20 protein-coding genes and 1 pseudogene are annotated in these 21,014 nt (G+C 68.7%); 11 read left to right on the top strand and 10 right to left on the bottom strand.

What is annotated here, in order from left to right; all coding sequences use genetic code 11:
* Nucleotides 1-144 precede the first annotated feature (144 nt).
* Nucleotides 145-813 carry a hypothetical protein gene (locus ABZ863_RS26530; protein WP_358540783.1) on the top strand — a complete coding sequence of 223 codons (669 nt, stop codon included), beginning with the start codon at nucleotides 145-147 and terminating at the stop codon, nucleotides 811-813.
* A gap of 216 nt (nucleotides 814-1,029) precedes the next feature.
* On the opposite strand, the gene ABZ863_RS26525 is transcribed toward ABZ863_RS26530, so the two are convergent.
* Complete coding sequence (locus ABZ863_RS26525) at nucleotides 1,030-1,920, bottom strand: DUF5753 domain-containing protein (RefSeq protein WP_358540781.1); 891 nt, start codon at nucleotides 1,918-1,920, stop codon at nucleotides 1,030-1,032.
* A 210-nt stretch (nucleotides 1,921-2,130) separates the two neighbouring features.
* Here ABZ863_RS26525 and ABZ863_RS26520 point away from each other — a divergent pair, with 210 nt between their 5' ends.
* Nucleotides 2,131-2,349: a hypothetical protein gene (locus ABZ863_RS26520; RefSeq protein WP_358540779.1), complete on the top strand. Its 219-nt coding sequence runs from the start codon at nucleotides 2,131-2,133 to the stop codon at nucleotides 2,347-2,349.
* On the top strand, nucleotides 2,340-3,224 hold the full coding sequence (locus ABZ863_RS26515; RefSeq protein WP_358540777.1) for a hypothetical protein: 885 nt from the start codon (nucleotides 2,340-2,342) through the stop codon (nucleotides 3,222-3,224). Before ABZ863_RS26520 ends, ABZ863_RS26515 begins: the two co-directional genes overlap by 10 nt.
* Before the next feature lie 182 nt (nucleotides 3,225-3,406).
* Here ABZ863_RS26515 and ABZ863_RS26510 read toward each other — a convergent pair whose 3' ends face one another.
* The gene (locus tag ABZ863_RS26510; RefSeq protein ID WP_358540775.1) at nucleotides 3,407-5,095 is read right to left on the bottom strand and encodes a GGDEF domain-containing protein; all 1,689 of its coding nucleotides are present in this window, start codon (nucleotides 5,093-5,095) and stop codon (nucleotides 3,407-3,409) included.
* Between the two features lie 426 nt (nucleotides 5,096-5,521).
* Between ABZ863_RS26510 and ABZ863_RS26505 the strand changes: the two genes are divergently transcribed.
* Together ABZ863_RS26505 and ABZ863_RS26500 are read left to right on the top strand one after the other, a co-directional pair.
* The gene (locus ABZ863_RS26505; RefSeq protein ID WP_358540773.1) at nucleotides 5,522-6,160 is read left to right on the top strand and encodes a hypothetical protein; all 639 of its coding nucleotides are present in this window, start codon (nucleotides 5,522-5,524) and stop codon (nucleotides 6,158-6,160) included.
* Between the two features lie 124 nt (nucleotides 6,161-6,284).
* Nucleotides 6,285-6,677, top strand: coding sequence for an SCO5389 family protein (locus ABZ863_RS26500; protein WP_358540771.1), 393 nt, complete (start codon nucleotides 6,285-6,287; stop codon nucleotides 6,675-6,677).
* Here ABZ863_RS26500 and ABZ863_RS26495 read toward each other — a convergent pair.
* Complete coding sequence (locus ABZ863_RS26495; protein ID WP_358540769.1) at nucleotides 6,674-6,853, bottom strand: hypothetical protein; 180 nt, start codon at nucleotides 6,851-6,853, stop codon at nucleotides 6,674-6,676. The two genes, ABZ863_RS26500 and ABZ863_RS26495, sit on opposite strands and share 4 nt — an antisense overlap.
* A gap of 163 nt (nucleotides 6,854-7,016) precedes the next feature.
* On the opposite strand from ABZ863_RS26495, the gene ABZ863_RS26490 reads away from it, so the two are divergent.
* Nucleotides 7,017-8,291 carry a cytochrome P450 gene (locus ABZ863_RS26490; RefSeq protein WP_358540767.1) on the top strand — a complete coding sequence of 425 codons (1,275 nt, stop codon included), beginning with the start codon at nucleotides 7,017-7,019 and terminating at the stop codon, nucleotides 8,289-8,291.
* Nucleotides 8,292-8,298: 7 nt separating this feature from the next.
* On the opposite strand, the gene ABZ863_RS26485 is transcribed toward ABZ863_RS26490, so the two are convergent.
* Nucleotides 8,299-8,598, bottom strand: a complete 300-nt coding sequence (locus tag ABZ863_RS26485; RefSeq protein ID WP_358540765.1) for a hypothetical protein — start codon at nucleotides 8,596-8,598, stop codon at nucleotides 8,299-8,301.
* Nucleotides 8,595-9,710: a sialidase family protein gene (locus ABZ863_RS26480; RefSeq protein ID WP_358540762.1), complete on the bottom strand. Its 1,116-nt coding sequence runs from the start codon at nucleotides 9,708-9,710 to the stop codon at nucleotides 8,595-8,597. The genes ABZ863_RS26485 and ABZ863_RS26480 overlap by 4 nt, the downstream gene beginning before the upstream one ends.
* Nucleotides 9,711-9,910: 200 nt before the next feature.
* Here ABZ863_RS26480 and ABZ863_RS26475 point away from each other — a divergent pair, with 200 nt between their 5' ends.
* Nucleotides 9,911-10,570: an HNH endonuclease family protein gene (locus tag ABZ863_RS26475; RefSeq protein WP_358540760.1), complete on the top strand. Its 660-nt coding sequence runs from the start codon at nucleotides 9,911-9,913 to the stop codon at nucleotides 10,568-10,570.
* A 130-nt stretch (nucleotides 10,571-10,700) separates the two neighbouring features.
* Here the strand turns inward: ABZ863_RS26475 and ABZ863_RS26470 are convergent.
* Together ABZ863_RS26470 and ABZ863_RS26465 are read right to left on the bottom strand one after the other, a co-directional pair.
* A pseudogene (locus ABZ863_RS26470) lies at nucleotides 10,701-10,757 on the bottom strand (VOC family protein); the annotation flags it as partial.
* Between the two features lie 191 nt (nucleotides 10,758-10,948).
* A complete protein-coding gene (locus ABZ863_RS26465) occupies nucleotides 10,949-12,454 on the bottom strand; it encodes a glycosyltransferase family 39 protein (RefSeq protein WP_358540758.1) in 1,506 nt (501 codons plus the stop codon).
* Between the two features lie 129 nt (nucleotides 12,455-12,583).
* Here ABZ863_RS26465 and ABZ863_RS26460 point away from each other — a divergent pair, with 129 nt between their 5' ends.
* On the top strand, nucleotides 12,584-13,069 hold the full coding sequence (locus ABZ863_RS26460) for a glutathione peroxidase (RefSeq protein ID WP_358540755.1): 486 nt from the start codon (nucleotides 12,584-12,586) through the stop codon (nucleotides 13,067-13,069).
* Between the two features lie 114 nt (nucleotides 13,070-13,183).
* Here ABZ863_RS26460 and ABZ863_RS26455 read toward each other — a convergent pair whose 3' ends face one another.
* Nucleotides 13,184-14,206, bottom strand: a complete 1,023-nt coding sequence (locus ABZ863_RS26455; RefSeq protein ID WP_358540753.1) for a hypothetical protein — start codon at nucleotides 14,204-14,206, stop codon at nucleotides 13,184-13,186.
* Between the two features lie 320 nt (nucleotides 14,207-14,526).
* Here ABZ863_RS26455 and ABZ863_RS26450 point away from each other — a divergent pair, with 320 nt between their 5' ends.
* From ABZ863_RS26450 to ABZ863_RS26440, 3 genes are all read left to right on the top strand, one after another.
* The gene (locus ABZ863_RS26450; protein ID WP_358540751.1) at nucleotides 14,527-15,906 is read left to right on the top strand and encodes a hemolysin family protein; all 1,380 of its coding nucleotides are present in this window, start codon (nucleotides 14,527-14,529) and stop codon (nucleotides 15,904-15,906) included.
* Nucleotides 15,903-16,910: a hemolysin family protein gene (locus tag ABZ863_RS26445; protein WP_358540749.1), complete on the top strand. Its 1,008-nt coding sequence runs from the start codon at nucleotides 15,903-15,905 to the stop codon at nucleotides 16,908-16,910. The genes ABZ863_RS26450 and ABZ863_RS26445 overlap by 4 nt, the downstream gene beginning before the upstream one ends.
* A 153-nt stretch (nucleotides 16,911-17,063) precedes the next feature.
* A complete protein-coding gene (locus ABZ863_RS26440) occupies nucleotides 17,064-17,921 on the top strand; it encodes a LysR family transcriptional regulator (protein WP_358540747.1) in 858 nt (285 codons plus the stop codon).
* Here ABZ863_RS26440 and ABZ863_RS26435 read toward each other — a convergent pair.
* On the bottom strand, nucleotides 17,883-19,130 hold the full coding sequence (locus ABZ863_RS26435; RefSeq protein ID WP_358540745.1) for an MFS transporter: 1,248 nt from the start codon (nucleotides 19,128-19,130) through the stop codon (nucleotides 17,883-17,885). The genes ABZ863_RS26440 and ABZ863_RS26435 overlap by 39 nt on opposite strands.
* Nucleotides 19,131-19,770: 640 nt before the next feature.
* Complete coding sequence (locus tag ABZ863_RS26430) at nucleotides 19,771-20,202, bottom strand: pyridoxamine 5'-phosphate oxidase family protein (protein WP_358540743.1); 432 nt, start codon at nucleotides 20,200-20,202, stop codon at nucleotides 19,771-19,773.
* Nucleotides 20,203-21,014: the final 812 nt, after the last annotated feature.

Below are 21,014 nucleotides of genomic sequence, written 5' to 3'. Positions count from 1 at the left end.
GGCTTTTACGAATCCTATTCAGGCTACCTGCCGGTAGGGCTACATGCCGGTAAATCTTATTTATGGGCCGTCACGATAGCGGCCCGGTTCCGTCATGCGGTGTGACAACATCGAAGCTTCGCATGACGCGAGTGAGGTGGCCGTATGACCATGGCTCCTGGTGCACACCTGCCTGCGAACCCATTGAACATCCGGCTCGCCATCAAGCACGAACGGCTGTGGTGGCACGTCGACGACGAGGACCATCTGCCCGAACGGTGGGATGTGTCGGCGGATATCTGGGAGCTGGACCTCTGTCCCGCGCTGTACCGGCATGTCGGCGACATCTCGCTGGCCATCGCGGACCTGGAGCGGGAGCGCAACCTGCTGGACTCGGGCGTCCTCGGGGAATGGGCGCTGGAGTTCATCGCCGAGACAGTGCTGGACTGTGCGGACGGCCGCCTGCACCCGGAACTCGATGCGCAGCTCAGCAGCGGACCGCCGCGCATGGTGATCCTCCAGGACGTCACCCTCGCCACCGCGTGGCGCGGGTACGGGCTGGCCGGACCACTGGTCGCCGGCGCGCTGCGCACGCTCGCGCCAACGGCGCGCCTCGCCGCCTGCCGTGTCTCTCCGCTGGACTTCCGGGACACCACGCCGGACCGGGTGTCCGCCGAGCTCGTCGCCCTGCGCATGGCAGCGCTGCTGGAGCGCATTGGTTTCTACCGATGGCGGGACGTACACGTCGTCGACCTGCGGGACCCCGCGTTACTGGACGCGCGGATGCAGCTGCTCACTCACTGGTGGCCCAGCAGGCACGACGAACTCAGCTGATCCGGACCGCACCGTAGCGCGCTACGGAGTAGAGTGCTACGGTGGGCGAGGCTGCTGTTACAGGACCGTTCATCCGCAACAGATAGCCGTTGGCGGCGCGGCATCTGGGTCTTCGACGATCGGCCGCGCCGCCAACTCCGGACTGGGGCGAGGAGTGTCGAAAGTGTTCGATAACGCGAATATGGTCCACCGCGGGGCAGTGTCCGCTCCGTCCGCTCAGTCTGCTCCCGCGGCGAGCCGGTGTGCGCTCTCCTTGACGAGCGCGAGCGACTCGTCGGCGGGTAGTGCCTGCTCGTGTAGCCGGTCGAACACCTCGTCGTACGGGCCGATCTCCTCGGCTTCCTCGTAGTACACGTCGTGAACGGTGGTCCGGACATGGACGATGCCGGGATAGGCCGGCAGCTCGGGCAGCAGCGCGATCCGCGTGAAGCTGCCGCCCGTTCCCGCGTGTGCACCCGACTCCTCGGTGAGGATGCGGAGATCGACGTTCGGCAGCTGGGCGATCTCGGCCAGCCGGTCGAGCTGCTCGCGCAGCACATCGGGCCCGCCGACCTGCCTGTGCAGGACCGCCTCGTCGAGGACGCATCGCACCTCGGGCGGGTCCGGCCGGTCCAGGACCTCCTGCCTGCCCGTGGCGAGCCTGCTCCACAGCCGCACCTCGTCCTCGCCTGCCTCGGGCCTGGCTGCCCTCGCCATGGCTTCCGTGTAGCCGGTGGTGTGGAACAGCTCCGGCACGAACTGTGCCTGGTAGACGTTCAGCCGGACGGCCGAGGCCTCGCAACTGAGCAGGAGTTTGGACTGCTCGGGGACGAAGTCGGTGGGAAACCGGTTCTCCCACCAGTCCTTCCAGCTCCGCCTGCGGTCACTCTGGCGCAGCAGCTCCTGGAAATGCGGAATCTGGTCGCGATGGCCGTAGGTCGACAGCAATGGCTCGATGTCGGCCAGCTGTGGCAGGTTGCGGCCACGCTCTACCTGCATCAGCGCTTTGTCGCCGGTCTCGCCTGTCGACTCGGCCGCTTTCTTCAGGTTGATGCCTTTGGCGTTGCGCATCCGTTTGAGCTCGCGCCCGACGGCTCTGCGGACCGCGGTCTTCCCCGGCTCGACCAAGACGACACCTCTCGGCTATCGCATGACGCAGCAGCGTCACCCGAATAGGCCACGCCAAACTGTAGCGGGCTACCGTGTAGCGCGCTACATTAAGCATGGCTACGTGCTGTTGACGCCTGTCACGTTAGCCCGCCGGTGGCGGCGGCCGTGGGACCCCCTTGGCGCGGCCGCGTCGCCGGTGCACTGCGTCGTCACCTGGTGGGGAGGTCCATGACCGAGACGACTGCGGCACAGCATGGTTCCTCCGGCGTGGAATGCGCGGAATGCGCCGTTCCTCGCGAAACCGCTGCACCCGATGCGCTGTGGCTGAGCGACGCTCGGGGTAACACCTACTGCTGCGAATGCCTCGTCCTGCTCGAACTGACCGGTCAGCTCCGCGCGCTGGCTTCCGAGTGGCTGCGCGAACTCGAGGACGAGCTGTGGCGCTGAGCGGCGGCGGGGACTGGTCGCCGCTGTCCAGGGCCGTCGACGCCGCGCGGATCAGGGCGGGCCGGTTCGAACCAGGCGACTGGAGCGACCTCGCCTGCCGGGCCCGGCAGGAAGCGGTGGACATCGAGGCATGGGAACGGCGCCGGCATAGCCGGACCGTGCGCCTCTGGATCGCGCACCTCGAGGTCCAGGCGGCGGCCCTCGACGCCGCCGACGCGCACTTCCGGCTTGCCGGGAACCTGCGGCAGGTCCACCACCGAACCGGCAGGCAGCCGGAGCTGTCGGCCGTCGACGAGCCTGCGCGGTGCCTGGTCGCAACCGGTGAGCGGCGGCGCCTCGACGCCGACTACCCCCGGCATGCGCTGGCCTGCCGTGCCGACCGGGAGCCGTACGGGCCCTTCGAGCGTGCCCACGTCGCCGGCTACGTCGCCGCGCTGATCGCAGGCCGGGCGCGACTGCTCGCGAGGCACGGCGCGCCGGCGCTCGCCCCGCCCGGCCCGGCGCCGCCACTGGCCTACTGGCGGGTCCGGCATCGCGTGCTGTTCCTGGCCGGTCCTGGCGAAGCACCCCTGCGTGCCGCGGAACTCGCCGCCACCATCGTGGATGGTGCTGGGCAGGCGCTGGCGTTGATCGCCGGGCTGGAGGCCGACGACGGGCGCCCGAGCCCTGCCGACGGTCACTGGATTCACCCGGCGGCCGACCTCGGCCCGTTCCGTGCGGTGGCGCTGTGGGACGACTACGACGCCGCCGAACACGACCCAGGTGAGCCCGCGGCGCTCGCCGCTGTGCTGGGGCGTGCGGTGCGGGAGGTCGGGGCAACGTTCGCCCAGGAGCGGACGAGCGCGCGCCGGGATGCGGCGCCACGAAAAATCTAGGCAAACCACGGTCCATCGCGTATGCTCAAACGTGAAGCTATCGTGAACGGTTTCATGTTTCGATGGCGTGCCCGGTGCCCCAGCCCCCTCCAAGGCGCCGTGGCGAATGAGGAGTGCCCCGGTGCTGAACCCCCAGCAGCACCGGGGCACTCGTCGTTCGGGGTACCCGGATTCCGGACGTTTCAACTAGCGGGCCGTTGCTCCGGCCTGTTGTCCGGACTGAGCCCGCGCAGGACCTCGATCCGGTCGGTCCCGGGCCAGCTGTTGACCCAGCTCGATCCGGTGATGCTTTTGGCGTACTTCTTCAGCGGCGCGAGCAGGCGGGAGATCTCGCGGTAGGAGCTGACCGTCGAACCGGCGCACACCAGCGTCGCGAGCGAGATGGTCACCGGCATCCCCTCGGCGATCCACTCGGTGTCGAGCACGTGATCGGCCACGGTGGTGATCTTGTCGATGTCGCAGGCGATGAGGAAGTCGTCGCCGCCGACATGACTCACCGTCACGCCACCGAGAGCGCCTGCCAGATCCGTCAGTGTGCGGCCGAGCGCGCGGATCAGATCGTCACCGGCTGCGAACCCCACGGTGTCGTTGACCTTCTTGAACGAATCGACGTCCAGCCAGCCCACGACCAGTGGCTGACCTGCGGCGATCCGGCGGTCCACGTTCCTGGCGACGGCGTCGCTGCCCGGTAGCCGGGTGAGTGGGTTGAGCGCCGCGGCCTCCTCGATCTTCGCCTCGGCCATCCCGCGCACCACCTCGTGTACCAGCACAACGCCGTGGCAGCGGCCCAGGTCGTCGATCACGACCACGTCGTCGGCGGTGCGGTCCCAGTCGGCATCGGCCACCAGGTCGAGCAGCTCGAGGGCACCCGCGCCGTGCCGGATCACGTGCGGCGCGTCGGCAAGGCGCTCCGCCGGCCGGTTGGCGTGCAGCGCGTAGCCGAACCGCCCGGTGACGGCCAGCAGGAACCGCGTGCGGTCGATGGACCACTGTGGACGGCCCTCGTCGTCGATACCGACGATGCCCGTGGGTGCGTCGTTGTCGACCAGGACAGCCCGGACCTCCTCGCAGGTGGCTCCGGCGGGGAGGGTCGTGGCCGGGCGCAGGAAGTCCTTGACCGTGGGATTCCCGACGGGCGTGAACGACGCCGGGCCGAGCTGGGCGTCCGGCGTGGCCAGCGTGATGGTGCCGGTCGAGACCATGTTCCGGCGCGCCGGTGCGAACAGGTTGCCCTGCACGATCCGGATGCCCAGCTGGCGGACCGTGTTGAGCTGGTCCTCGGTCTCGATCCCTGTGGCGACGAGCCGGAGATCGGTGCGGGCGGTGAAATGGACCAGCGACTCGACGAGCGCGACCGTCGCCGGATCCTCGGGCAGCCTGCGCAGGCTGGTGCGGTCCATCTTCACCATGTCGACCGGTGAGTCGGCGAGCAGGTTCAGCGGGAGGTCTCCTGCGCCGAGGCCGTCGAAGGCCAGCCGGAAGCCCAGTTCCCCGAGTCGGGCGAGGCCGGGCAGCAACGCCCCTGGCGCGATGCCGTGAAAGGGCGGGCCGACCTCAAGAACGATCTCGCGTGGGCGGCGTCCGGACTCGGCGAGCGCATCGAAAAGAGGCTGGAGCGCGGTCTTGGGTGCCGCCGCCGTCAGCGCGGTCACGTTGATGTGCAGTGGCAGCAGTGTGGCATGCGGGGCTTCGTCGAGCACCGCACGCGCGGCAAGGCCGACATCGACCTCGACGAGCCGGCCGCGCCGCAACGCGGAGCCGAGAAGGTCGGTCACCCCGCCGGACGCAGGGCGTGCCAGCGCCTCGACCGCGACAACGCCACCGGTGTGGAGGCTGTACAGCGGCTGAAACGCGAAGCGTACCTGTCTCACAACGACTCCCACGCCCGAATGCGCACCCGCATTGTGGGCCGTTCCAGCGAAAATTAGTCCGATAGTTACATACGAATAACGACCGAATCAAGCAGAGTTGTAGCACGTCATCGTCCTTTTTAGTCCATCTAGTTGAAGTTCCGCTGAACAGCCGACAACTGGTAGTGACCTGGAGTCATGGGGCCAAACGGTTGGGTTCGGCGGTTGCTGTGAAATGTTTCAAAAGATGCCTCGGCGTCGGTTGTGGACACTGCCGCCGAGGACCGGCTACACCGGGTACGAGATCGACTGCGGTGGTGTGACCCGGTGCCTCATTGGCGTGGTCGTCCTTGCCCGGTAGGGGCTGGGGGCTTCACCGCGGTCCCCGCGAGGCTCACACTTTCCTTGTGTGGGGCGGTTTTATCGGGGAGGCGGAGGTGATCGCCCGTGAACGACGGACGCAGTGGAGTGCTGCCGGCGCGGCCGGAGCTGAGGGTCAGCTTGCTGGGGTACGACCGGGGTGGTGTCGAGCGGTACCTGGAGGCGATGGACGAGGAAATACGGTTGCTCAGGGCCGATCGCGACTGTGCGGCGGAGTGTGTCGAGCGGCTGGCGGCCGAACTCGCGGAGGTCAAGACCGTCGACGAGAAGTTGCGCGACCGGCTGGACCGGGCATGCCGGTCACCGATCGAGGCGGATGGGCTGACTGAGCGGCTCCTGCACATGATCGAACTCGCCCACGAGGAGGCCGACGAGATCACCGAGACCGCCAAGGCGGCGGCTGTGCGCAGTCGGACTGCCACGCTGCGCAGCGCTGAGCAGCTGCGGGCGCGGTACGAACGCAGGTTGCTTGCGCTCGACGAGCGTCGTGACCGGCTGGAGGCCGAGCACCAGGACATGGTTCGCCGCGCGCAGGTCGATATCGAAGCGATGGCCGACCGGGCCGAACGGCGGCGGCGGGAACTCGACGAGGAGGCCGCCCGTCGCAGGCAGGCGGCCGAGCGCGACTTCGCCGAGGCGATGGCCGCTCGCCGGGCGGACGTGTTGCGCCAACTGGAGCAGCGCACGGCTGCGGGGGAGCGCTGAGCGTCCGCGTGCGGCGCTCCTCCTTCCCGGTGGCAAGGCGCCCGTTGTCTTGCACATGATGATCATTACCAGTAGCACTGATAGTGCCGTGTAACCGAGCGCCGACGAGGCTGGAGGCCGATTCATGTCACTGGATGTGCCCACCGAGCTGCTGGACCGTGCCGAACGAGGCGAGGTGGACGACATCGAGTTCGTCGCCTGCGTGCGTGACTCGCTGCCGTATGCCTGGCAGGTGATCACCGGTGTTGTCGCCGACCTCGAGACAGGGCAGGAGCAGTTCGCCGACAACAGCACACCACCGCCGAGCGAGGCGGAGCGGGGCCAGCTGCTGCGCGCACTCGCCTCGGACGCGATCCGCGGTGGGCTCGAACGGCACTTCGGGGTGAAGCTGGCTTTCCAGAACTGCCACCGGGTCGCGGCGTTCCGGCCCACGGCGGTGGATGGTGTCGCCTACCGCGACTTCGTCTCCGTTCGAGGGCAGCTCCTCAACCAGAGCCCGCTCTTGCGCGACTGCTAGTTACAACCACCGGCCCCGCGTAGCGCAGGCAGCACCTCGGCGCCGAGGCGTGCGATGGTGTCCAGCGTGCGCTCGCGGGAGCCGGTGCCCTCGACCATCAGGATCACGTGGTCGATCCCGTGCGCCGTGCGCTCGTCCGTAAGCGTTCGGCACACTCCGCGTGATGTGCTTGTCACACCCAGTGCGTAGATCCCACGCCGCGCCGGGGCCCCGTAGCGGATTAGTGGTCCGAAGTGGACAGTGGTAGGGGCCGCTTGGCCCAGCACCGGCACGTCGGAGTCCGGTATCACGTTGCAACTCCTCGCCCTCATTGACCGGCCCGTTGGTACTCTCACGCCGGTGGGGAATCTTCGATCACGCGTCGTCGGCTGGATCACGCGCAGATACCTGGCTCGTGCCCGGAAGAAGGGCCTCGGGCTCGAGCAGATGGCGATCCTTCCCGACGCGGCACTCATGCCGCTCAAGCGCAACGGGCTGGACCCGGTGCCCGAGCTCGCCCAGGCTCGCGAAGAGGAACCCGTCCGCAAGCTCCCCGTGCCCTTCGGGCTCAACCTGTGGCTGGTCAGCGGGTACGAAGAGGCCAAGGCGGTGCTGGGCGACGCCAAGGCGTTCAGCAACGACTTCACCAACCTCGTCGGCATGACGAGCGCCGGGGTGGACGACAACCCGGGGGGCCTGGGGTTCTCGGACCCGCCCGTGCACACCAGGCTCCGCCGCCTGCTCACGCCGGAGTTCACCATGCGGCGGCTTGCCAGGCTCAAGCCGGGCATCGAGGCGATCGTGCAGGAACGGCTCGACGCGATGGCGAAGGCCGAAGGGCCGGTCGACCTCGTTGAGGAGTTCGCGCTGCCGATCCCATCGCTGGTGATCTGCGAGCTCCTCGGCGTTCCCTACGCCGAACGTGACGCCTTCCAGCACCTCGCGGTGGCGCGGTTCGATCTCTTCGGCGGGGCGGACGCGTCACTGGGCGCGATCTCCGAATCGCTGGACTACCTGCTCGGCGTGGTCCGCCAGCAGCGGGAGAGCCCCGGCGACGGCCTGCTCGGCATGATCATCAAGGAGCACGGCGACGAGGTCGAGGACAAGGAACTGGCCGGGCTCGCCGACGGTGTGCTCACCGGCGGTTTCGAGACCACGGCGAGCATGCTGGCCCTCGGCGCGCTGGTGCTGCTGCAGGACCCGGAATCGTTCCGGCGGGTGCGCGACGACGACGAGTCGGTGAGCGGCTTCGTCGAGGAGCTGCTGCGTTACCTCACTGTCGTGCAGGTGGCCTTCCCGCGGTTCGCCCGCCACGACATCGAGATCGGTGGCGTGACCATCGGTCAGGGCGACATGGTCGTGTGCTCGCTCAGCGGGGGCAACCGCGACGAGATGCTGGGCGCTGGCCTCGAGGTGTTCGACGGCACGCGCGCACCGACCTCGCACCTGGCGTTCGGCTACGGGCTGCACCGCTGCATCGGTGCCGAGCTTGCTCGCATGGAACTACGGGCTGCCTACCCCGCACTGGTGCGCCGGTTCCCCGAGATGCGGCTGGCCGTGCGACCGGACGAGCTGACCTTCCGGAAGGTGTCCATCGTCTACGGCGTGGAGTCGCTGCCGGTGTTGATGCGGTGAGCGTGGCTCACCCGCCTGCCATGGCTCCGACGATCAGCAGTGGTTCGGTGCCGGAGGCGACCGCGGCGGGCAAGGGCGTGTCCTGGGGATCGTGGGACAGGTCCTGCTCGCAGGCGAAGAACCGCACGAACGCGCGGCGGCGGCGGGTCACGTGGTCGCGGATGGTGCCCTGGAGCACCGGGTAGGCGGTTTCGAGCGCGTCGAGCACGCTGCCCACCGTGGCGTCCGCATCGTCGATGTCGAGCCGGACCTCACCGTTGATGCGGGCGAGCGTCCGCAGGTGGGTGGGCAGCACGACGCGGATCATGGCAGCGTCTGCACCTCGACCGACAACACGGCGGGCAGGTCCCGCACGATGGGCGCCCAGCTGTCGCCTGCATCGGCGGAGGCGTATACCTGCCCACCGGTGGTGCCGAAGTACACCCCGCAGTCGTCGAGTGAGTCGACGGCCATCGCGTCCCGCAGCACGTTGACGTAACAGTGGGACTGGGGCAGGCCCTTGGTCAGTGGGTCCCATTCGTTGCCGCCGGTGCGGCTGCGGTAGACGCGCAGCCTGCCGTCCAGCGGGAAGTGCTCGGAGTCGCTCTTGATCGGGACGACGTAGACGGTGTCCGGCTCGTGCGCGTGCACGTCGATGGGGAAGCCGAAGTCGGTGGGCAGGTTGCCTCCGATGTCGTACCACGACGTGCCGCCGTCGTCACTGCGCATGACGTCCCAGTGCTTCTGCATGAACAGCACATCGGGCCGCGCCGGGTGCAGTGCGAGGTTGTGCACACAGTGACCGACCTCGGCGTCGGTGTCCGGAATGCCTTCCGAGCGCAGGCCGTGGTTGATGGGCCGCCACGTCGTGGCCGCGTCATCGGTGCGGAAGGCGCCGGCTGCGGAGATCGCCACGTACAGGCGCCGGGTGTCGCGCGGGTCCTCGATGATCGTGTGCAGGCACATGCCACCGGCGCCGGGCTGCCACGAGGGACCCGACTCATGACAGCGCAGGCCTGGCAGCTCCCGCCACGTATCGCCGCCGTCGTCCGAACGGAACAGTGCCGCGTCCTCGACCCCGGCGTAGACGGTGTCCGGGTCGGTCCGCGACGGCTCCAGATGCCACACGCGTGCGAACTCCCACGGATGCTGGGTGCCGTCATACCACTGGTGCGTGCCGGTTTTGCCGTCGTAGCTGAACTGGTTGCCGACTGGGTTCCACGTCGTGCCGCCGTCGTCGGAACGCTGGATGACCTGACCGAACCAGCCGCCCGACTGCGAGGCGTACACGCGGTTGGGATCGGCGGGCGAGCCCTTGACGTGGTAGATCTCCCAGCCCGCGAAGAAGGGGCCTGCGACGTCCCACTGTTCGCGACGCCCGTCGGCGGTGAGGACGAACGCTCCCTTACGGGTGCCGACCAAGACGCGTACCGCTGTCATCGAAGCCTCCTGCGCATCGCTGCGGTCGCCGCCAACGTAGCAACGCGAGATTGCAAAAAACAAGTGCGCATGTAGAAGGAAAGTCATTACCAAAACCCTTGTGTCGTATGTCTCCGGCGGCGTGTTGGGCAGGCCCGAGCGAGGCCACCATGATCGAATCTGCGGGCTCGCACAGCTGATCGACTGGAGGTCGTCGCCACATGGGGTCCCGCCGTGGGCGCACACGCGCCGGTGCGCTGGTGTCGTTGTTGCTCGCCGCGCTCGTTGCCGCCATCACCTGGTGGACACAGCAGAGCGGCGACGCGTCCGATTCGCCCGAGACCGGCGCAACGACCGACGCCGTGGCTGCGCTCGATCAGCTGGCCTCGCTGCAGGTGCGACCCGAGGACACCGGCAATCGCTACGACCGCGACGACTGGCCGCACTGGTCCAGTCAGGGCAACAGCTGCAACACGCGGGAGATCGCACTGCAGCAGCAGGGGCAGGACGTACGGACCGACGACGAGTGCCGCGCGGTCGCAGGCACCTGGCTCAGCAGCTATGACGGTGTCGTCATGCACGACGCCGGTGAGGCGGACATCGACCACATGGTGCCGTTGGCCGAGGCCGCCCGCAGCGGTTCCCGGCAATGGACCCGCGAGCAACGGGCGGCCTTCGCCAATGACCTGGACCAGCTTCTGGTCGTGACTGCCCGCTCGAACAGGCAGAAGGGTGACCAGGATCCGGCGACCTGGCTACCGGAGCAGGACCGCTGTGGTTACGCCGCGCATTGGGTGCGGGTGAAGGCGAAGTACGAGCTGTCGGTTGATCAGGCCGAGCATGAGGCGCTCGAGGCTGTGTTGACGCACTGCCCGGCCTAGTGCCGGAGCTCTCGTGTGTGTCGCGCAGTGTCTGTAGGTCGATCTTCGTCATCGCCCGCATGGCGGTTATGACCCGCTGGGCCTCCTCCTGGTCGGGATCGGTGAGCAGGGCGGGCAGCTCGCTCGGGATGATCTGCCAGGACAGCCCGTAGTTGTCCTTGAGCCAGCCACACTGGCTTTCCTCGCCTTCCGCGCTCGAATCTGACGGTCATGAACTCGCCGTCGCCGGCTTGGTCGCTGTACCACAGGAAGTGGTGATCCTGGTCATCGGGGGACTCCGCTTCTCGTGTCATGGCGTGCCCGGCACCCGGGCCTCGCTGGCACGTCGGAGCCGGCCCGCGCGCCTTGACATCACTGACGAAGAATCCTGCAGAGAACTCAGTAGAAGTGGCGGAGCAGGGGCCACAGCTGCGACCACGGCCGCGTTGGTGACTCGCAGATGACGATCCGCGTGTGCTGCTCGTCGTTGTCGAGGCCGATGCCGTTGTCGTGCACCGCGACCACCCGGCAACCGGTGAAGGCCGCCATGGCGGATCCGCCGACGAGCACCACGGGCCCGTCCTGGGCGTCCGGTGGCGGGCCCCAGTCCGCGTAGGACATGTGCCCCGAGTAGGGCCGGGGCAACCCGTGCTCGCGGCCGTAGCGTTCGATTGCTCCGGCCTGGCCGTAGTTGCTGGTGAAGACGACCGCACTCGCCCGTTCGGCGGCTGGGATCTCCCGCCACGCCCCAGCGACCGTGGCCGTGAACTCGGGCCAGCCGACCTGCTCGCCCTGTTCCCGGTTCAGCGCCAGCACCGGTCCCAGCCACGAGGCAGGCAGCACCGGGAGTGCGATCAGAGCCGACATGACGGTTGCCACGGCGGCCGCCGCGATGGCGTTCGAGCGCCGGTTCGCGGCGCGGCCGAGCCAGCGCACGGCGGGTTCGGCTCCTGCGGCCGTCAGCATGAGCAGCATCGGAATCGCGTAGTACGGCTTGCCGCCGAGCACCAGCAGCATGACGCACAGCACCGGGTAGGCGACGGCGAGTGCCCTCGCCCAGCGCAGCCGCGGGTCCCGCCACAACCGGACCAGCCCGGCGATCCACACCGGCACCAGCACGGGGGACAGGTAGGCCACCTGCATCGGCACGAACAGCACACGGTTGGCGGTGCCGTCGTCTGCGCTGATCCCGGCGGCCACGGTCAACAGTGGGAACCCGTGCTGCGCCTGCCAGACCACGACCGGTGCCGCGAGGACACCGGCGACCATGACACCGAGCGCCAGCCAGCCGCTGCGCAGCACGCTGCGCGGCCCCACACTCAGCAACCCGGCGCCGAGGGCGGCCACCAGCAGCAGTACCAGCCACTTGTTCGCCAGCGCCACGCCGATCGCCGCACCGATCGCGACCCACCACGGCCCGTCGCCGGTGCGCAGCAGCCGGAGCGTCAGCAACCCGGCGACCGTCCACAACAGCATGTCCACGGTCGTCGTCGACATCATGTGGGACACCACGAGCACGAACGTCGACAGCGCCGTCGCCGCGGCGGCGCAGACCTGGGCCGCGCGGCCACCGCCGAGCTCCCTGGCCAGCAAGGCGACGACCACGACCGTGGCCGCGCCCAGCAGGGTCGCCGCAACACGGACCCCAGCCGGGCTGTCGCCGAAGATCGCGGCGCTGGCCCGCACGAGTAGCGGGGTGATCGGTGGCTGGTCGGCGTAACCCCACGCCGGACGGTCGCCGGCGGCGAGGAAGTACAGCTCGTCGCGGTGGAACCCGTACCGGCCGGACAGCGCGGTGAGGATCACGACGTGCGTCGTTGTGACCAGGGCGACCGGGCCGGCCGCGAAACGCGGGAGCAGCGTGGCGGTGGGCGTGCCCACGTGCGTGGTGTTCGGTGCGCTCACCCGACGATGGTCGCGCCTGTGCCGCCTCACCGGCCACGGCCGTGCGACTGAACCGGCTGTCAGTCGAACGGTTGACCGCGCGGTAGGGTCGGCAGGGGAGAAGGCGATCATCGAGGAGGACTGGAGCCCATGTCGGTTGGCGAGATCGCGCTGCGCACTCTGTCCGGTGACCCGGCGACCCTCGGCGGTCTGAACAAGAACGCGCTGCTGGTGGTGAACGTCGCCTCCAAGTGTGGGCTCACCCCGCAGTACGAGGGACTCGAACGGCTGCAGCAACGCTATGCCGACCGCGGTTTCTCGGTCGTCGGCTTCCCGTGTAACCAGTTCGCAGGCCAGGAACCCGGCACGTCGGAGGAGATCGCGCAGTTCTGCTCTGCCACCTACGGTGTCAGCTTCCCGATGTTCGAGAAGATCGAGGTGAACGGTCCCGGCAGGCACCCGCTTTACGCCGCGCTGGTCGAGCACCCCGATGCCGAGGGCGCCGCCGGTGACATCCAGTGGAACTTCGAGAAGTTCCTGCTGACAGGCGACGGCTCCGTGCTCGCCCGGTTCCGGCCACGCACCGAACCCGAGTCGCCCGAGGTGGTCGAGACGATCGAGAAGGCACTGAGCTAGTGATCTTTGTGGTTACTGTGCGCTGCTGACCAAGCGTGCCCGGGGGCGGGTTGTCGATGGGTAGGGCTCGATGGGTAGGGCTCGGTGAAGGCACTGAGCTAGTGATCTTTGTGGTTACTGTGCGCTGCTGACCAAGCGTGCCCTTCGCAGGTCCTCCGCTGGGTACGGCTCGGTCCTGCGCACGCTGTGCAGAATCCGGTAGAACCGGTTCATGGCGGCCGCGACCGGTGCGTGCCGCCGGATCAGCTCGGCCACCGCGGCCGGCGCGGCCGGCGCGTCGACTGCCACGCCGCGGGCGCAGCGTTCGATGATGCCGTCGCGATCATCCGCGCCGCAGACCCGATTCACCAGCCAGTTGACCAGGCGGGTCAGCACGTAGTCGACGTCATGGCCCGATCTGGCCTCGAGAAACCGTTCCTCCGCCGCGGAGAGCTCGAAACGGGGTGAGGTCGCCAGCCCGAAATCGGCGACGTACAACCGCGTGCCATCGGTGAGGAGGTTGCCGAAATGCGCGTCGAAATGCAGCAGCCCGTTCGATTCCATGAACGAGGTGACATCGCGTAGCTGCCGCTCGGCGAGCACGGCCGCGTTGGCGAGTGTGGAGCCGGCTCCGGCGGCTTGTGCGGTGAGCCAACCGTCCATGGTGTGCGGAATGTGTTCGAGGAACAGGGTGATGCTCGCCGTCGCCGTGGCAACGGCTGTCACCCGGTCCCGGATCGCGGAGGAGCCGTGCCAGAACGCCACGGTGCGCTCGATGTCCGCGGATACGTCCGCCGCGGGCGGTGCCGATGGTTCGGTCAGCACGCGCCAGTGGTACAGCAGTGGGAAGTTCGCGCAGCGGTTGGTCAGTACCCAGTTGGTGGTCATGATCTGTGCCGCGAGCTCGCGCCACGCGCCGAATCCTGCGGAGCCGACGCCGTATTGGTAGTACGCAGGCAGTCGAAAGAGGTTCGCCGTCGATCCGACATTGTCCGGCCTGCGTTCCAAGTCGGTGAGCGGGATGCGTTTCACGAAGACCGGAACGCCGTTGACGTCCAGCAACTGTGTCCGCCCGCCGATCCCGGAGCCGAGGGCGGTCGCGGCCGACAGCCGGTCACGCAACCGCTGGTCGCTCAGCAATGCCAGCGCGGTCGACACGGTCCCGTACTTGACTGTCCTCTGTGGAACTTGCTCCAACACCAGGCCTTTCGGATGCATCGCGACGACACAGCGAAGTTGATCAGTTACCGAGCGAAGTCAACCCTAATCGTTCCGCCCAGCGGAACAGTCGTCGCGTGTGGACGGCCTGTGCCCCGCCCCATAGCGCGAATGCTGCGGAACTCCGTCTTTTGTCCGCTATCCTGTCCATGATAGGTATAGCTGGACATATCCGGCACACTCTGTGACGAGAGGACGATGGACCCCTACCGAAGTACCAGCCGTGTCGCTACTAACCACCTCACGGCGGTGGCGACGCGATGATCGTCCTGAACATTCTTCTTGGTGTCCTTGTTGTACTGCTGCTCACTGCGGCGACGGGTTACTTCGTCGCCCAGGAGTTCGCGTACATGGCCGTTGACCGTTCCCGGCTCAAAGCACGCGCCGCTGATGGCGACAAGGGAGCCGAGCGCGCGCTCGGCATCACCCGCCGAACCTCCTTCATGCTCTCCGGAGCGCAGCTGGGCATCACTGTCACCGGTCTGCTGGTCGGTTACGTCGCCGAACCGCTGATCGGCGCCAGCGTCGGCGAGCTGCTCGGTGGTGCCGGCCTGGCGGCGGGCACCGGTGTCGCCATCGGCACCGTGCTGGCACTGCTGTTCTCCACCCTGGTGCAGATGGTCTTCGGCGAGCTCTTCCCGAAGAACCTGTCGATTGCGCGCCCGGAACCGGTCGCACGCTGGCTCGCCTGGTCGACCAACGTGTACCTCGCGGCGTTCGGCTGGCTGATCCGGCTCTTCGACCACGCCTCCAACCTGCTGCTCAAGGCCGTGCGCATCGAACCGGTGCACGACGTGGAGCACGCGGCGACGGCGCGGGACCTGGAGGCAATCGTCGCCGAATCCAAGGAAAGCGGTGACCTGCCCACCGAACTGTCCACTTTGCTCGATCGGGTGCTCGACCTGCACGAGCGCACCGCGGAGCACGCGATGATCCCCCGCCCGCGCGTGGCGACCATCACCGCGGTGACACCGGTGAGCGAGGCCGTCGAGCGGATGGCCGCTGGGCACTCGCGGTACCCGGTGCTCGGTGACGGGATCGACGATGTGCTCGGCATCGTGTGCCTGCGGGACGTCCTTGCCCTGGACAGCACACAGCAGCAGTCGCGCACCGTCGGCGAGATCACCCGCGAGGCGATCATGGTGCCCTCGTCGTTGCCGCTGCGGCAGGTCCTCACGCGGCTGCGTGAGGCCGGTGAGCAGCTGGCCTGCGTGGTCGACGAGTACGGCGGGCTCGCCGGCATCGTCACCATGGAGGACATCGCCGAGGAGCTCGTGGGTGAGATCACCGACGAGCACGATCCCGCCGGCGCGGACCGCCCGCTGCAGGCCGGCGAGGACGGCAGCTGGCTGCTGCCCGGAGACGTGCACATCGACGAGGTCGAGCGGCTGCTGGATCACGACCTGCCTCGGGGCGACTACGAGACGCTCGCCGGGCTGGTGATCACCGAGCTCGGACAGCTGCCCCAGCCAGGCGACACCGTCGAGATCGCGCTGCCACGGCGTCCCGCGGCAGACGACGACGAACCGGCCTGCGAGCTGATCGTGGTGGTCGCCGCCGTCGCGCGGCGGGTTCCCGCGAGCGTCCGGCTGTCGCTGCGGGCCGCTGAGCCGGCCGCGAACGAGGAGGTGAGCCGATGAGCGAGCTCAGTCCCTGGCTCGTGGTGCTGGTGACCGTCAGCATCATCGCGCTCAGTGCCTTCTTCGTGGCGATCGAGTTCGCCTTGGTCGCGGCACGGCGGTACCGGCTCGAGGACGCCGCGGGTGAGAGTGCGTCCGCGCGCGCTGCGCTGCGGAGCGCGCGGGAGCTCTCGGTGCTGCTGGCCGGCTCCCAGCTCGGCATCACCCTGTGCACGCTGGCTCTGGGTGCCATCACCAAACCGGCCGTGCACCACATGCTGATGCCGGTCACGACGGGTATCGGCCTGCCTGCGACGGCCGCGGACGTGGTGGCGTTCATCGTGTCACTGGTGATCGTGACCTTCCTGCACCTGGTGGTCGGTGAAATGGCCCCCAAGTCGTGGGCGATCGCGCACCCGGAGAGGTCGGCGACGCTGCTGGCGATTCCGATGCGCGCGTTCATGTGGTTCACGCGGCCCCTGCTCATCGCGCTGAACGGCGCCGCCAACTGGTGCCTGCACCGGGTGGGGGTGCAGGCGGTCGACGAGGTCAGCAGCGGTCGCACGCCTGACGACCTGCGCCAGCTGGTCGATCACTCGGCGAAGGTCGGTGCGCTGGACACGCCACGGCAGGTTCAGCTCGCGACCGTGCTGGACCTGCAGTCCCGGCAGTTGCGCGACAGCATGCGCCCGGTCGGCGACATGAGCACGGTGCTGGCGACGGCCACCGTGCCGCAGGTACAGAAAGCGTCCCTCGACAGCGGGCACCTGCGCCTTGTGGTGCTCGGGGAGGCGGATCGGCCGGTCGGCGTCGTGCACGTTCGCGACACGCTGGCGAAGCCGGAGCACACCACGGCGGAGCAGCTGATGCGTTCGGCGCTGACGCTGCCCGCCGATACGGCTGTGCACACGGCGCTGAGCACGATGCGGGAGCGGCGCAACCACCTGGCACTGCTCGAGGACGGTGGCGCTGTGATCGGCTTGATCACGCTGCAGGACCTGCTGAACGAGCTGCTGGCCGTCTGACCCAGCACGACCCGCCTATTAGCGATCCGGCCGGTTTCCGCGAGGAAGCCGGCCGGATCGTTTTGCGGGCACTTGACCGCTCACTCCTGCCCGCTCATGGTGATCTGCGATGCTCGACCAGAGCGGTGATCTGCGGATGTGATGGGGTTGGGCATGGAGCTCCGGCAGTTCGAGGTCGTCGTCGCGATCGCCGACGAGGGCGGGTTCACGGCGGCGGCGCGCCGTCTGCACGTGGTGCAGTCGGCGGTCTCCAGCACCGTGCGCGCGCTGGAACGGGAGCTCGGCACCCCGCTGTTCGACCGCACCACGCATCGTGTGCGGCTCACCGCGGCGGGCGAAGCGTTCATCCCGGCCGCGCGTGCCGCACTGCGCGCCGCCGAGCACGCCCGCGGGACGGTCGACGCGGTGCGCGGCCGCCTGCGCGGACAGCTCACCGTCGGCGTCATGCAAGGGGTGTGGGCCGGGCTGCACCATGCCCTCGCGGCACTGCGTGCCGAACACCCCGGGGTGACGATCCGGCTCCGCCAGGCCGCGGTGTCCGACATCCGGCAGGCACTACGCGACGGGTCGGTGGATGTGGCGGTGGTGGCGCTGGACCGGCAGCAGCAGCGGGGGTTGGTCACCCGGACGCTGCTGAGCGAGGACATGGTGCTGGTTGCCGCGCCGGGACGTGAGTTCGCCGGTGCCGAGGTGACGTTCGCCGAGGCCGGCGAGCTGCCGTTCGTGGACTTCGCTCCGGGCTGGGCCATCCGGGACGCGGTGGACCGGGCCTTCCGCGCCGCTATCGTCGAGCGCAGCAGCACGTTCGAGGTGAACGACATCGGCGCGGCCGGCGACCTCGTCCGGCACGATCTGGGCGTGTGCATCATGCCGGAGTCGATCGCCGCCCGCTTTCCCGACCTGCGCACGTGGCGCTTCGCCCGGCATGCGCCCAATTGGAAGGTCATGGTCGTACGGCCGCGTGGCGAGGTGTCACCGACGGTCGCCGCGCTGCTGCAGCACATCCGGTGAACCGGTCCGGCGGCCGCGCCGTTCGGTGGCCCAGTACCCGAGGGCGAGAATCGGAAGGGCGGCGCTCAGCACGGTCAGCGCGGTCCAGCCGCCCATGTGGTAGGCGATCGAGCCGAACTGCGACCCCGCGGCGCCACCGATGAAGAACGTCGCGATGAACACGCTGTTGAGCCGTGCCCTTGCGCCCTCATCCAGCGCATAGATCGTGTGCTGTCCGAGGATCAGGCTCGTCTGCACCGCCGTGTCGATCAGGATCGCCGCCAGTGCCAACAGGATGACGCTGTGCTGGCCGACACCGGCAAGCACAGCGCCCACCGCGGCCACCACGAACGCGGCACCGGTCAGGGGGTGTGAAAGGCCGCGGTCGGCCCAGCGTCCAGCCAGTGGTGCCACGGCCGCGCCGGCTGCTCCGACCAGGGCGAAGAGGCCGATGCCCAGTTCCGAGTAGTGAAAGCCCGGCCCGGTGAGGACGAACGAGATCGTGGTCCAGAAGGCGCTGAACGTACCGAACATCGCCGCCTGGTAGAGCCCGCGGCGGCGCAGTGCCGGATGGGTGCGGGCGAGCTGGGCGGTGGACCGCAGCACAGCGAGATAGGGCAGGTTCGTGGTTGCCCCATGGGTGGGCAGCGCGGCGCGCAGCGCGACCGCGAGCAGCACAGTGAGTACGGCCGAGCCCAGGTAGACCACGCGCCAGCCGGCGAGGTCGGAGACCACGCTGCTGACGGTCCTGGAGAGCAGGATCCCGGTGAGCAGACCGCTCATCACGCGCCCCACGACGCGCCCTCTGGCCTCATCGGTGGCCAGCCCGGCAGCGAGGGGGACGACGATCTGCGCGACGACGGATGTCGCGCCGGCGACCAGTGAGGCGATCACCAGCACCGGGAAGGCCGGAGCGGTGCCGGCCACCACGAGCGCGACGGTGGTGACGGCCAGCAAGATCGTGATCAGGCGCCGTTTCTCGATCCGGTCGCCGAGCGGCACCAGGAAGAGCATGCCCGCGACGTAGCCGAGTTGCGTGACGGTGATCAGCGCGCCGGCGCTCGCGGTGCTGATCCGGAACAGGTCGCTGATCGAGGCGAGCAGCGGCTGGGCGTAGTACAGGTTCGCGACCGTCATGCCCGCCGCGACGGCGAGGAGCACGACGAGCCAGCCCGGCAGGCCGTGGACCGGTCGCCGGCGCGTGCTCTGACGGGTGGTGAACGTGGACATGGCTACCCTTCGCGGAAGTCGGCTTCGGGGGAGCGGCGTCCTCGGCGCTCTTCTCTTGGGAACACCGGCGATGCCGATGTCGTTCCGCACCGATGGCGATGGTTCGGGATAACAGTCATCTCTGACGGTGATTGCCCCGGCGGGGTGTCGGCGATGGGTGAGGTCAATGTGCCGGTCGGTCGCGGTGGTGGCAGGCGGTTCGGCGGTCGGCAGAGCCTCGAGTGCCCGGTGCCCGGTGCCCGGTGCCTGGTGCCTGGTGCCTGGTGCCTGGTGCCTGGTGCCTGGTGCCTGGTGCCTGGTGCCTGGTGCCTGGTGCCGAGTGCCGAGTGCCGCGTGTCGCGTGCGGCGGGAGGAGTCTGCTGGCTCGCCGCCGACGCTTGGGCAGTCGTCCTCGTCTGCGGCACGCACGCCTGGCAGTGTGCTCATCCGAGCGGGGAAGGCGATGGGCTTCTTCGGCCCGCCGTCCCGCGGCCTGGGCGGAGTGGCCAGTGCGTCGTCGCGATTGCTGCACGGCCGCCGGCGATGGGTGAGGTCAATGTGCCGGTCGGTCGCGGTGGTCGCAGGCGGTTCGGCGGTCGGTGGAACCGCGCCCGATGAACTTGTCAAGGTCCGTTACTCGGTCCGGTTCCGGTGGTTGTGTTTAAACGTGGTAGCTCAGGTCGGTTGCGGTGAGGGCTGTGGGTCGTAGGCGGAGCCAGACGGTTCCACGTTCGGTCGGGTCGTCGTGGAGGTAGCGGCGGAATCGGGTGTCCCATTCGGTGTCGTCTGAGCCGAGGTAGCGGCTGAGTTTGCGTCGTCCTCGCGGGATGTCGAAGGGCAGCACCTCGGCGCGTCCACGCGCGATGACTTGCCGGACGAGGCCGGTGGCCGTCTGGCAGATGTCGACGGTGATGGCCAGGGCGGGGTCGGCCTGGACGCGACCGAGCAGCTTGGCCCAGGAACCGGTGAGGATCCAGAACGCCTGCCCTTCCCAGAGGTACCAGGTCGGCCGAATAGTCGGGCCGTTGGTGGCGACGCGGGCAGTGAGGGGCTCGGCCAGGAAGGCATCGATGTCGAAGCCGGCAGTGGTCACCCGGTTGATTGTGGTCGATCTACGTTGCCGCCGGGCGGGTTTGGTGGAGAGTCTTTCGCGGAGCATGGCGAACAGGACGACGTAGCGGCGTCGCGCGAGGCAGAAAGCGCGTTCGAGGCGTTAGTTGCCGGTGCGGGGGGCCTTGACGGAGCTGTCGGAGCGGTGGCGACCGACGCGATCCCGGCGTAGGCGCTCAGGTGCGCCGACGACTTGAACGCGGAGGCACCACCGATTTCGAGGAGGGGCGTCGGGTGGCGGTCCTGATCCCGATGCGGCATGGAGGTTCAGGACTCCGGAGTCAGGGTGCGCATCGACCGTCTACCTCGGCGGCGGCCGTTTTTCGTTCCGTCAGCACGGTTTTCGGGCTCTCGGCGAGTCGGGGCAGCATCGTGCCGGTCGTGCGCAGGAGCCGAGCCGCGACTCCCAGGGATCGCTGGCTCGCGCCACGATTCGCCCCCTTGACCGTGAGGAGTGCAACCCTACGGAGAGGCCACAGTGGACTGTAGCACCAGAAAACCGCTCCACAGCGGGACTCGTGCCCCGTCTCTCGGGGGTTCGATGCCGAGACCCGGACGTCGTTCTACTCCTGTTGCCAGGGCGTGGGTTCGGTGATCGGTTCCGGGGTGGTGCTATGGGTTCGTCCGGTAGGGGTCGTGACGCGGAGTTCGGCTGTGCCGGGGTCGAGGTCGAATCGCCAGCCTGGCTGGTCTTTCAACTGGTGGTGAGTCGGCGGCGGGAACTTCCCCCGCCGCCGCTCTCAGAACCGTGCGTGACACTCTCGCGTCACACGGCTCCCGTTGTCGAACCTGCCG

The organism is Saccharomonospora sp. NPDC046836 (assembly GCF_040645195.1).
Lineage (GTDB): Bacteria > Actinomycetota > Actinomycetes > Mycobacteriales > Pseudonocardiaceae > Prauserella_A.
The sequence above is the reverse complement of the archived record's forward strand: the minus strand, read 5'-3'. Positions and strand labels throughout refer to the sequence as shown.

Excerpts from the sequence above, each read along its gene's own strand:
- ABZ863_RS26530 (WP_358540783.1), top strand. The coding sequence starts at position 145 with ATGACCATGGCTCCTGGTGCACACCTGCCTGCGAACCCATTGAACATC.
- ABZ863_RS26520 (WP_358540779.1), top strand. The coding sequence starts at position 2,131 with ATGACCGAGACGACTGCGGCACAGCATGGTTCCTCCGGCGTGGAATGC.
- ABZ863_RS26500 (WP_358540771.1), top strand. The coding sequence starts at position 6,285 with ATGTCACTGGATGTGCCCACCGAGCTGCTGGACCGTGCCGAACGAGGC.
- ABZ863_RS26485 (WP_358540765.1), bottom strand. The coding sequence starts at position 8,598 with ATGATCCGCGTCGTGCTGCCCACCCACCTGCGGACGCTCGCCCGCATC.
- ABZ863_RS26480 (WP_358540762.1), bottom strand. The coding sequence starts at position 9,710 with ATGACAGCGGTACGCGTCTTGGTCGGCACCCGTAAGGGAGCGTTCGTC.
- ABZ863_RS26475 (WP_358540760.1), top strand. The coding sequence starts at position 9,911 with ATGGGGTCCCGCCGTGGGCGCACACGCGCCGGTGCGCTGGTGTCGTTG.
- ABZ863_RS26460 (WP_358540755.1), top strand. The coding sequence starts at position 12,584 with ATGTCGGTTGGCGAGATCGCGCTGCGCACTCTGTCCGGTGACCCGGCG.
- ABZ863_RS26450 (WP_358540751.1), top strand. The coding sequence starts at position 14,527 with ATGATCGTCCTGAACATTCTTCTTGGTGTCCTTGTTGTACTGCTGCTC.
- ABZ863_RS26445 (WP_358540749.1), top strand. The coding sequence starts at position 15,903 with ATGAGCGAGCTCAGTCCCTGGCTCGTGGTGCTGGTGACCGTCAGCATC.
- ABZ863_RS26440 (WP_358540747.1), top strand. The coding sequence starts at position 17,064 with ATGGAGCTCCGGCAGTTCGAGGTCGTCGTCGCGATCGCCGACGAGGGC.
- ABZ863_RS26435 (WP_358540745.1), bottom strand. The coding sequence starts at position 19,130 with ATGTCCACGTTCACCACCCGTCAGAGCACGCGCCGGCGACCGGTCCAC.